The following is a 10,455-nucleotide window of genomic DNA, read 5'->3' on the forward strand; positions in this document are numbered from 1 at the left end:
GGCAGGCGCTGACAACGGCAGGGGGCGTGCTGCTGGCGGGCGCGGTCGTCGGCTATTGGTTCAAGATGCCGGAATTCGGGCAGGTCGATCTGGACCCGGCCAACCGCTTTCGCGAACCGGCGTTGCGGCTGGATCTGCGTGGCCGGTCGGGGCCGATCATGGTGATGGTCGATTACCGGATCCGGCAAGAGGATGTGCCGGAATTTCTGCGCCTGATGCGCCTGCGTCGCAATGTCCGCCGCCGCGACGGGGCACGAAACTGGGCCCTGCTGCGCGATCTGGAACATCCCGACCTGTGGTCGGAAAGCTATCACATCGCCACCTGGGACGAATATGTGCGCCACAACCTGCGCCGCACGAAATCGGATGCCGAAATCACCATCGCCCTGCGCGAACTGCATCAGGGCGACGGAAATCCGGTCGTTCACCGCATGATCGAACGCCACACCGTCAGCCAGCAAGACGACGTCCCGCTGGTCGGCAAGATCGAGGTGCCGTGACTGTCGCGGGTAAGACAAACGGATAGCGCTTGCCGGGCGGTCCCTTCAGAACGAGCTGCGGAACAGGCCGTACATCGCCTCCGCTGCGGGGGACAGGCTGCGGCCATGGCGGCGCAGCAGGCAGATCTTGCGGCAGATCTGCGGACCGGCAAAGCGCCTGATCACCACGCGATCAGGCTCGGCAAAGCCCGCCGTGCTTAGCTGGGCAAGAACCGAAATCCCCACCCCTTCGGCAACCAGCGACAGGGCGGTGGTGCCGATCTGGGTCTCGAAGTGATGTCCGGCCAGACTGCCTGCGGGCATGTTGGCATCGGCAAGCTGACGGGTCATGGAACTGGGCGAGACCTGAATGATCTCTTCGCCCGCGAGGTCGGACCAGTTTATCTCGGCCTTGGCGGTCAGCGGGTGATCGCGCGGCAGAGCCACGACCAGCGGATCGTCCCACAGCTCGTACTGGTCCAGCTCGGGCATCGGACCCATCGGGATCGCCAGCCCGAAATCGACCACCCCGCTTTGCACCTTGTCGATCACTGCCGTGTTCAGCACATCCTGCACAACGATGCGGATATTCTGGTGGCTGCGCGAAAACCGCGCGATGACCGGCGACAACAGGCTGTGCGCCGCCGAGGGGATGCAGGCGAAATTGATCCGGCCCGTCCGCAACTCGACCTGATCGCGCAGCAAACCAACCGAGTCGTCCAGATCGGCCAGCAGCCGCCCCGCACGTTCGGCAAATGCCTCGCCCAACGGGGTCAGGAACACCTTGCGCCCGTTGCGGTCGAACAACTGCCCGCCGATCAACCCTTCAAGCTGGCTGATCGTGGCGCTGAGCGCAGGCTGCGACACGTTCAGCCGCTGTGCCGCGCGGGTAAAATTCAGGATCCCGGCCACTGCAAGAAAGCAGCGCAGGTGCCGTGACGACAGATCAATCGCCATTTCCGATCATTCCATCCAAACAAGCGATTTCCATTATGGATGAAAACCCTGACACTGCAAGGCAATCAAGAACATCATGACTGGAGGGAGGAGCCATGTCAGTCAAAGCCATTCTCGCCGCAGGGGCGTTCGCCCTGTCGGGCACGGGCATCGCCTTGGCCGAAACGCAGCTTAATATGGGCGGATCGACCAACACATCGGCCTTCTTTCCCTATTACACGGCCATTGCCAACGCGATTTCCGCCGATGCTCCGGATCTGAACGTCACCGTCGTGTCCAGCGGCGGGCTGGCCAAGAACGGCGTGCTGCTGCAACGGGGCGAGCTGGACTTCGCCTCGCTGTCGCCGGATCTGATTTCGGATGCCGAGGCCAGAGGCTATGACGGGTTTCGCACCCTGTGGTGGAGCATTCCTGCCATCCAGAACATGATGGCCACGGAAAAATCGGGCATCACAGGCATTTCGGGCTTTGCCGGGCATTGCTTTCACCCCGGCATGAACGGATCGTCCGGGCAAAAGACGATGCTGAACATCCTGAAGGTGCTGGACATCAAGCCCGACCTCTACATGTCGGATTCCGGCGATGCGATCAATGCAATCAAAAGCGGGCGTTGCGACGGGCAGATGAAGGCGACGACGGCGCTGGCGCTGGATGCGGCCTCGGCCGAACTGAACCTGACCACGCCGCTGAAGGGCGTCGGCTATGATCAGGCCCAGATGCAGGCGATCAAGGCCGCGATCCCGTGGATTTCCTTTACCGAAATGCCTGCGGACACGGCCCGCAACGATCAGCCCTATTTCGTGCATTCGATCTGGATCGGCTTTGTCACCACAAGGGATCTGCCCGAACAGACCGGGTACGAGATCGTCAGGGGCATGGTCAGCGGGCTGGAGGAACAACGGCTGGCGCTGAAATACCTGAACGGGGTGGACATCATCCGGCAAACGCTGGAGGTGGCGGATGCACCGCTGCATGCCGGGGCCGTGCGCTTTTTCCGCGAGCAGGGCTATGACGTGCCTGACGCGCTGGTCCCTCCGGAAATGAAGTAACACGACAGGCAGCTTACGGAGGCCGGAATGGCATCGACCGTCAAACGTCTGGTGGTGGCCGGGCTGCTGGGATTTGTCATCCACGGCACGCTGTTCGGACAATTGCCCAATATCCAGTTCCGCGCCATCGTGCTGTCCGCCGTGATCGTGCTGGCGATCCTTTGCCATCCGGCGGGAGGCAAAAGACCGGGACCGGTCGCGCGGCTGTGGGACGGGGCCCTGCTGCTGATCGGCCTTGCGGGCTGCGCCTATGTCGCGGTCAATTACTGGGACATCATGTTCGACCAATACGCCCTGCGGCCAGCGGGCAACCTGCTGGGGCTTGGGCTGATCCTTGTGGTGCTGGAGCTGTCGCGCCGGACGGTTGGCCGGGCTTTTGGCGTTCTGGTAGCCATCTTTGCCGCCTATGCGCTGTGGGGCGACGCGCTGCCGGGGCGGCTGGGGCATGGCGGGGTCTCGCACGAGACGCTGATGAGCCTGCTCTATTTTTCGACCGACGGGCTCTGGGGACAGATTTTCGACATCTTCGCCTCGCTTCTGGTGCTGTTCATCCTGTTCTCGTCGCTGATGATGGTCACGGGAACGGGCGAAAGAATGATCCGGCTTGCCTGTTATCTGGGTGGCGGCATGCGCGGCGGCGCCGCCAAAATCGCGGTGATCGCCTCGGCTTTTGTCGGCTCGGTCTCGGGGTCGTCGGTGACGAATGTGGCGATGACCGGCACACTGACCATTCCGATGATGAAACGCCTCGGCTATCGCCCTGCCGTCGCCGGCGCTATCGAGGCCACCGCCTCGTCCGGCGGGCAGATCACACCGCCGATGATGGGCGCAGGGCTGTTCCTGATGGCCGAGTTTCTGGGCATCCCGGTCGGCCACATGATGCTGGTCGCAGCCTTTCCGGCGGCCCTGTTCTTTCTGGGCGTGCTGGCATCGGTCCATCTGGAATCGCTGCGCCACGGTATCGGCGCGCTGCCGCCCGACGAAATCCCGGATCGCGACGAAGTGCAGCGTTTCGACGTCTATGCGCCGATTTTCCTGCCCATCACGATTCTGGTGGCGGTGCTGGCTGTGGGCTATCCGGCGGCGATCGCCATTCTGGCGGCCTGTACGACGCTGGCCGCGCTGCATCTGGCCCCGGCCCGCAGCATGCGCGACCTCAGGGCAAGGGGCCGCGACCTGCTGGGCGTGTTTGACGATGCCGCCGGACCGCTGGCGATGCTGGGAACGCTGTGCGCTGCTGCCGGGGTGCTGATCGGGGTGATCGGGGTCGTGGGCCTTGGCATCAAGTTTGGCGATACGGTGATGTCGCTGGCCAATGACAACCTGTTCGCCGCGCTTCTTCTCAGCGGCGCGGTGATCATGGTGATCGGCATGGGCATGCCGACCACCGCCGCCTATGTGCTGGCCAGTTCGGTGATCCTGACCGCCTTCATCAAGCTGGGCGTGCCCGAAATTTCGGCCCATATGTTCATTTTCTTCTTTGCCACGCTGTCGGCGATCACGCCCCCTGTCTGTGCGGCGGTCTTTGTGGCGGCGGGCATCGCAGGTGCGCCGATGCTACCGACGGCGGTACAGACGATGCGCTTTGCCGCAATCAAATATGTGTTGCCCTTCCTGTTCGTGCTGCGCCCCGAGGTTTTGCTGATGGGCGAACCTGCCACCGTCGCCTTTGCGATGCTGAAATGCGTGGTGACGACGCTGCTGCTGTCGGCGGCTTTTACCGGATACCTGTTCGCGCCGGTGCCGCTGATCGGGCGGACCGTGCTGATGCTGGCCGCCGTTCTGGCACTGGGTGGCGGCTGGATCTGGCTGGCGGCGGCGCTGGCGATGACGGCAGGGGTACATCTGATGTCGGCCATCGGGGGGCATCAGCGAAAACTGCGATCGGACTGAACCGGGGAACTGGCCCCGCCACGGCGGAAGAGAATAGGATGGGCCACAGGATGCCGGCGGGCGGCTTTGCCCCGAAAGCCCGCGTGCTGTGCCGGTTCAGCCTTCGGCCTCTCGCGGCTCGGTCGGGGGGGGCGAGGGCGCGACGCCCGGCAAACGCAGGCGCACACGCTTGATGCTGCGGGGATCGGCATCGACGATTTCAAATTCCGCGCCGGAATCCAGAACGATCACCTCGCCGCGCAGGGGAACGCGACCGGCCAGCATGAAAATCAACCCGCCAATCGTGTCGATTTCCTCGTCTTCATCCTCGCGCGCGAGGCGCAGCCCGGTTTCCACCTCGACCTCGGCAAGGGGCGCGCGGGCCTGGATCAGCCACTGGCCCGGCTGTTCGGATACCCACAGCCCGCCCTCGACCTCGTCATGTTCATCCTCGATCTGGCCGATCACCTGTTCGATCAGATCCTCGATCGTGACCAGCCCGTCCACGCCGCCATATTCGTCGATGACCAGCGCCATATGCGTGCGTTTTTGCCGCATCTGCTGCAACAGCACGCCGATAGGCATCGAGGGCGGCACGTAAAGCAACGGGCGCAGCATCGGGCGCAGGGTGAACTTGCCGCCCTTGCCAAAGCCGTGTTTCAGCGCCAGATCCTTCAGATGGATCAACCCGATGGGGCTGTCCAGCGTGCCGCGAAAGACGGGGATCCGCGACACGCCATGTTCGCGGAACATCTCGACCAGATCATCCAGCGAAACGGTGACGGGCGCGGCGATGATTTCGGCCTTGGGCACAGCCACGTCATCGACCCGCATCCGCCGCAGATTGACCATGCCGGGCACGGGTTGGGCGGGGGGGCGGTCGGCCTCGGGGGCCTTGTCCTCGTCATCCGTTCCGGACAGCGCCTCGAAAAAACGGCTGAAGAACCTGCGCGCCGCCGGCAATTCGCGTCCTTCGCCTCCGACTCCGTCGGCCACCGAGGCCGGTTCGTCACCAAGCGGGTGCAAGGGTAATCGGGATTCGGAATTCATCAGGCTTTCTCTTTGTAGGGATCAGGAATGCCCAGACCGTGCAGGATCGCACGCTCGGCCGCTTCCATGGTTTCAGCATCGGCGTCGTTTTCATGATCATAACCCAAAAGATGCAGGGTTGCATGGATCAACAGATGGGTGACATGGTCGGCAAAGGGCTTGCCCTGCGCCTGCGCCTCGGCGTTGCAGGTGTCGAAGGCGATGGCGATATCGCCCAGTTCATCCGTTCCGGGCAGGTCGGGGCGGGCACCGGGCGCATGGGGCCGATGCTCGACCGAGGGCCAGGACAGCACATTCGTCGCCTGCGGCTTGCCCCGGAACCCGGCATTCAGCGCCGCAATCCGCGTATCGTCACAACCCAGCACCACCACCTCGCCGCCGATGCCATGCCAGCGCAGCGCAGCGGAGACGGCGGTTTCGGCCACAGCCTCAAGCCCGGCCTCATCCCATCGGTCATCCTCGATGACGCAATCGGCTGCAATCTCGTCAGGCATCGCCACGCATCGCCCGGCGCGGGACGTATTGCCCCCGCGTCTCGTTGTCGCCACGGGCCAGCGCGGCAGCGTCCTCGGCGTCGTAGGCCTCGATGATCCGGGCGACCAGCGGGTGCCGGACCACGTCCTTCGCGGTGAAATAGCTGAAACTGATGCCCCTGACCCCGGCCAGAATCCGTTCGGCATCGACCAGCCCCGAGGCCATGCCACGCGGCAGGTCGATCTGGCTGCGGTCGCCGGTGATGACCATGCGCGACCCCTCGCCCAGACGGGTCAGGAACATCTTCATCTGCATCTGCGTGGCATTCTGCGCCTCGTCCAGCACGACAAAGGCATTGGCCAGCGTGCGCCCGCGCATGAAGGCCAGCGGCGCGATCTCGATGCGCTTTTCCTCGATCAGCTTGCCCATCTGTTTCGAGGGAAGAAAGTCGTTCAGCGCGTCATAAAGCGGCTGCATGTAGGGATCGACCTTTTCCTTCATGTCGCCGGGCAGAAAGCCAAGACGTTCGCCCGCCTCGACAGCCGGGCGCGACAGGATGATCCGGTCCACCTGTCCGCCGATCAGCATGGTCACGCCCACGGCCACCGCCAGATAGGTCTTGCCGGTGCCCGCCGGGCCGATGCCGAAGGCCAGCTCGTGTTCGAACAACGCGCGGACATAGGCCTTTTGCGCGTCGGTGCGCGGCTCGACCGATTTCTTGCGGGTCCGCAATTCGTAATTTCCGGCGGCGAACATTTCCAGTTGCTCGGTCGGAGACATCTCGGCACCGCCGTTGATCCCCATCCGCAGCGCGGCCTCGATATCGGCCATTTCGACCGTACGGCCCTGTTCAAGACGGGCATAGAGACCACGCAGCAATTGCGCCGCCTCGGCCTGCGCCTCGGGTGTACCGATAACAGCGAACTGATTGCCGCGTTGCAGGATGTGGATGCCAAGCGCCTCTTCGATGCGGGCAAAGTGGCGGTTATTGGCACCGCCCAGATCGATCAGCAAACGATTGTCGGGAAATTCCAGCAAAACCTCTTCCGGGGGCGTTGTCGTAAGGCCCAAATCTTTCTCCTGCTCAGGCATCTGTCCTTATGGTGGCGATCCGGGGGGATTCGCACAAGATCATGTTGAGGGTTTCTATGGCAGAATGACGACAGTTTGCAGCTTTCGAACCGTTTTCAGCCATTTCCCGCGCAGTTTGCGGGCAGTTTTCACCTAACCCGCCACCTCATCGCCCAGAAAACCGGCCATGGCCGGGGCGTGATCCATTCCCGCGACCGGCCCGTCCCACGCGATCATGCCATCCTGCAACAGCGCCACACGATCGCCGATGGCGCGAACCGAATCCATGTCATGCGTGATGGTGATGGCGGTCGCGCCCGTCTCGCGGACGATCCCGCGGATCAGGCCGTTGATGCGGCGCGCCCGGATCGGATCGAGGCCGGTCGTCGGCTCGTCAAAGAAAATCACCTGCGGATCGTCGGCGATGGCGCGGGCCAGCCCGGCCCGCTTGGCCATGCCGCCCGACAATTCGGCGGGCATCAGATCGGCGGTTTCGGGACCAAGGCCGACTCGGGCCATCTTGTCGATTGCGATGGCGCGGGCGCGGGCGTCGGGCATCCGCTGACGCAGGCGAAAGGCAACGTTCTGCCAGACCCTCAGGCTGTCAAACAGCGCCGCGCCCTGAAACAGCATCCCGAAATGGCGCAGGAAATCGGGCAGCGTGCGTCGGTCCAGCGGGCGGCCCTGCCACAGCACTTGCCCCGCATCCGCCGTTTCCAGCCCCAGAATACATTTCAGCAGCACCGATTTCCCGGTTCCCGACTGGCCAATGACACACAGGCTTTCGCCCGCCGCAACCGACAGATCAACCCCCGCAAGCACGCGCTTGGAGCCAAAGGACTTGTGCAGGCCGCGCATGTCGATCATCGGAAGAACACCCCGGTCAGTACGAAATTCGCGGCCAGAATGGCCACGGCGGCGGCGACCACGGCCGATTTCGTGGCCCGTCCCACGCCCTCGGCCCCGCGTCCCGAATGCATGCCGAACCAGCATCCGCTGACCGTGACGATCAGCCCGAAACCCGCGCCCTTCAGCAGCCCCGACACCACGTCCCAGCTTTCCAGATAGGCCCAGCTATTGGACAGATAGGCAGTCGAGTTGAAGCCAAGCGATTGCGTGCCCACGATCCAGCCGCCCATGATGCCGATGATGTCACCCACACCGACCAGCACCGGCACGGTCAGCACCCCCGCCCACAGGCGCGGCGTGACCAGCCAGCGCACCGGATCAGTGGACAGCGTGACCAGCGCGTCGATCTGTTCGGTGACTTTCATCGTGCCGACCTCGGCCGCGATGGAACTGGCGACGCGTGCCGCGACCATCAGCCCGCCAAGAACGGGGCCAAGCTCGCGCACCATGCCGATGGCGACAATAGCGGGAACCACGTCGCTGGCCTGAAACCGCGCGCCGCCCGAATGGATTTGCAGCGCCAGCGCCGCGCCGGTGAACAGCGCCGTCAGCCCCACCACCGGCAGGGACAGCCAGCCGACCTGCATCAGTTGCGCGGCAAAGGCACGGGTATGGAAGGGGCGCAGACTGAACAGCCCGCGCAATGTGAACAGCGTCACCGCGCCGATTCCGCGCAATATCCGCAGGGCCGCGCGTCCGATCAGCCGGATGGGCGTCACAGCCAGGTCCGCTGATAGCGATGACCAAGCGAGGTCAGCACCTCATACCCGATGGTGCCCGCCAGATCCGCCAGCCGGTCTATGGGCTGCGCCGGGCAGATCAGATCCAGCGCTTCGGGCACATCGCCCAGATCGGTCACATCCGCCGTGATCAGATCCATCGACACCCGCCCGACGATGGGACAGGCCGCGCCGCTGGCGTAAAGGCACGCGCCGCTTGAGGACAGCGACCGCAGGATTCCGTCGGCATAGCCCGCCGCGACCGTCGCGATCACACGCGGCGCGTCGGCGGTCCAGGTGGCGCTGTAGCCCACGAATTCGCCGGGGTTGACCCGCCGGATCTGGATCACCGGCAGCGACAGTCGCACCACCTGCCGCGCGCCCGCGAAGGGCAGCCCGCCATACAGCCCGACTCCGGGACGCACCAGATCAAAGTGGTAATCCGGACCCAGCAAAATCCCGCCGGTCGCCGCAAGGGAACGCGGCACGCCGCAATCCTCGGTCATCCGGCGGAACTCTGCCAGTTGGGCGGCATTGGCGGGATGCGCCGGTTCGTCGGCGCAGGCCAGATGCGACATGATGAAGGCAGGACCGGCGGCCAGAACCTCGGCGCGGATGGCGTCCCATTCGGCAGGCTCCATTCCCAGCCGGTTCATGCCGGTGTCAAGCTGGATGGCAAAGGGCGCGCCGGGCCGCATCACCCGGTCGCGAAAGAACTGTTCGGGGCTGTTCAGCACCGGAACAAGGCCGGACAGTTCTGCCCCCTCCATATGCCCCGACAGCACGCTGATGCGCGCGTCGGCGGGCAGATGAGGCCGAATCGCCTGCCCCTCGGATGCCAGCGCCACGAAAAAATCACGCGCCCCCGCCTCATACAGCGCGGGGGCGACCCGCGCTGCGCCCAACCCGTAGGCGTCTGCCTTGACCACCGCCGCCGCGCGGGCCGATGGCGCACGGGCGGCAAGCGCCCTCCAATTGGCCACGATGGCCGCGATATCAATCTGAAGTCCCATTTCCCCGATGTCCTTCAAGCCCCGGCCCGCGTCAAGGCCGCTTGCGCAGGCGTGATACCAACGCCATTGACAAATAACCGTTCCGCCAGACCGGCTGTGCGGGACAAAGCCGCCCTTTGGCCTTGCCCCTGATGGCCCGGCCCGCAAGCCAGAGGCTTGATGCAGTCGCCGAGGTCAGCACGGGTCATTCGCAGGCTGTCTCGGCCGCATTAGCAATTTTGCATTTTCCTTTTGTCTGCGGCCGCATATTTTGCAAATTTTCCGTTTATTCCTTTCGCCACGCTGCAACTCAAGCTAATTTGCCGCAAATTTACCGGGAGGTTCCGCGATGAAGGACATTCTGCACGAACTGGAGCGTCGCCGCGACGAAGCCCGCCTTGGCGGAGGCCAGCGCCGCATCGACGCGCAGCACGCCCGCGGCAAGCTGACCGCCCGCGAACGGATCGAGCTGCTGCTGGACGAGGGCAGCTTTGAAGAATTTGATATGTTCGTCGCCCATCGCAGCACCGATTTCGGGATGGAGAAAGACCGTCCCTATGGCGATGGCGTCGTCACCGGCTGGGGCACGATCAACGGCCGCATGGTCTATGTGTTCAGCCAGGACTTTACCGTGTTCGGCGGGTCACTGTCGGAAACCCACGCACAGAAAATCTGCAAGATCATGGACATGGCGATGCAGAACGGCGCACCGGTGATCGGGCTGAACGATTCGGGCGGGGCGCGGATTCAGGAAGGCGTGGCCAGCCTTGCCGGCTATGCCGAGGTGTTCCAGCGCAACATCATGGCCTCGGGCGTGATCCCGCAGATCAGCGTCATCATGGGCCCCTGCGCAGGCGGCGCGGTGTACAGCCCGGCGATGACC

Annotated in this window: 11 protein-coding genes; 4 read left to right on the plus strand and 7 right to left on the minus strand. The window is 64.2% G+C overall.

What is annotated here, in order from left to right; all coding sequences use genetic code 11:
• The coding region (locus ACK5L9_RS18430) for an MFS transporter (protein ID WP_416912916.1) at window positions 1-500 on the plus strand (500 nt) is incomplete at its 5' end.
• Between the two features lie 45 nt (window positions 501-545).
• On the opposite strand, the gene ACK5L9_RS18435 is transcribed toward ACK5L9_RS18430, so the two are convergent.
• A complete protein-coding gene (locus ACK5L9_RS18435; RefSeq protein WP_416912917.1) occupies window positions 546-1,436 on the minus strand; it encodes a LysR family transcriptional regulator in 891 nt (296 codons plus the stop codon).
• A gap of 95 nt (window positions 1,437-1,531) precedes the next feature.
• On the opposite strand from ACK5L9_RS18435, the gene ACK5L9_RS18440 reads away from it, so the two are divergent.
• Window positions 1,532-2,485: a TAXI family TRAP transporter solute-binding subunit gene (locus tag ACK5L9_RS18440; protein ID WP_416912918.1), complete on the plus strand. Its 954-nt coding sequence runs from the start codon at window positions 1,532-1,534 to the stop codon at window positions 2,483-2,485.
• Between the two features lie 27 nt (window positions 2,486-2,512).
• The gene (locus ACK5L9_RS18445) at window positions 2,513-4,378 is read left to right on the plus strand and encodes a TRAP transporter permease (RefSeq protein WP_416912919.1); all 1,866 of its coding nucleotides are present in this window, start codon (window positions 2,513-2,515) and stop codon (window positions 4,376-4,378) included.
• A gap of 96 nt (window positions 4,379-4,474) precedes the next feature.
• Here the strand turns inward: ACK5L9_RS18445 and ACK5L9_RS18450 are convergent, their stop codons facing one another.
• The 6 genes from ACK5L9_RS18450 to alr form a co-directional block, all read right to left on the minus strand.
• Entirely contained in the window at window positions 4,475-5,407 is a 933-nt protein-coding gene (locus ACK5L9_RS18450; RefSeq protein WP_416912920.1) for a hemolysin family protein, read from the minus strand.
• On the minus strand, window positions 5,407-5,901 hold the full coding sequence (gene ybeY / locus ACK5L9_RS18455; protein ID WP_416912921.1) for an rRNA maturation RNase YbeY: 495 nt from the start codon (window positions 5,899-5,901) through the stop codon (window positions 5,407-5,409). The genes ACK5L9_RS18450 and ybeY overlap by 1 nt, the downstream gene beginning before the upstream one ends.
• Window positions 5,894-6,973, minus strand: a complete 1,080-nt coding sequence (locus ACK5L9_RS18460; RefSeq protein WP_416912922.1) for a PhoH family protein — start codon at window positions 6,971-6,973, stop codon at window positions 5,894-5,896. The genes ybeY and ACK5L9_RS18460 overlap by 8 nt, the downstream gene beginning before the upstream one ends.
• Window positions 6,974-7,105: 132 nt before the next feature.
• Entirely contained in the window at window positions 7,106-7,819 is a 714-nt protein-coding gene (locus ACK5L9_RS18465; protein ID WP_416912923.1) for an ABC transporter ATP-binding protein, read from the minus strand.
• The gene (locus ACK5L9_RS18470) at window positions 7,816-8,580 is read right to left on the minus strand and encodes an MlaE family ABC transporter permease (RefSeq protein ID WP_416912924.1); all 765 of its coding nucleotides are present in this window, start codon (window positions 8,578-8,580) and stop codon (window positions 7,816-7,818) included. Before ACK5L9_RS18470 ends, ACK5L9_RS18465 begins: the two co-directional genes overlap by 4 nt.
• Complete coding sequence (gene alr, locus ACK5L9_RS18475) at window positions 8,577-9,602, minus strand: alanine racemase (RefSeq protein WP_416912926.1); 1,026 nt, start codon at window positions 9,600-9,602, stop codon at window positions 8,577-8,579. Before alr ends, ACK5L9_RS18470 begins: the two co-directional genes overlap by 4 nt.
• 319 nt (window positions 9,603-9,921) lie before the next feature.
• Between alr and ACK5L9_RS18480 the strand changes: the two genes are divergently transcribed.
• Window positions 9,922-10,455, plus strand: a 534-nt coding sequence (locus ACK5L9_RS18480; RefSeq protein ID WP_416912925.1) for a carboxyl transferase domain-containing protein, incomplete at its 3' end; no start/stop codon positions are given.

Origin of the sequence: Paracoccus sp. (in: a-proteobacteria) (assembly GCF_047973135.1) — a bacterium.
GTDB lineage: Bacteria > Pseudomonadota > Alphaproteobacteria > Rhodobacterales > Rhodobacteraceae > Paracoccus.

Coding starts and splice junctions, on each gene's coding strand:
- ACK5L9_RS18435 (WP_416912917.1), bottom strand. CDS start 1,436: ATGGCGATTGATCTGTCGTCACGGCACCTGCGCTGCTTTCTTGCAGTG.
- ACK5L9_RS18445 (WP_416912919.1), top strand. CDS start 2,513: ATGGCATCGACCGTCAAACGTCTGGTGGTGGCCGGGCTGCTGGGATTT.
- ACK5L9_RS18440 (WP_416912918.1), top strand. CDS start 1,532: ATGTCAGTCAAAGCCATTCTCGCCGCAGGGGCGTTCGCCCTGTCGGGC.
- ACK5L9_RS18460 (WP_416912922.1), bottom strand. CDS start 6,973: ATGCCTGAGCAGGAGAAAGATTTGGGCCTTACGACAACGCCCCCGGAA.
- ACK5L9_RS18465 (WP_416912923.1), bottom strand. CDS start 7,819: ATGATCGACATGCGCGGCCTGCACAAGTCCTTTGGCTCCAAGCGCGTG.
- ACK5L9_RS18450 (WP_416912920.1), bottom strand. CDS start 5,407: ATGAATTCCGAATCCCGATTACCCTTGCACCCGCTTGGTGACGAACCG.
- ybeY (WP_416912921.1), bottom strand. CDS start 5,901: ATGCCTGACGAGATTGCAGCCGATTGCGTCATCGAGGATGACCGATGG.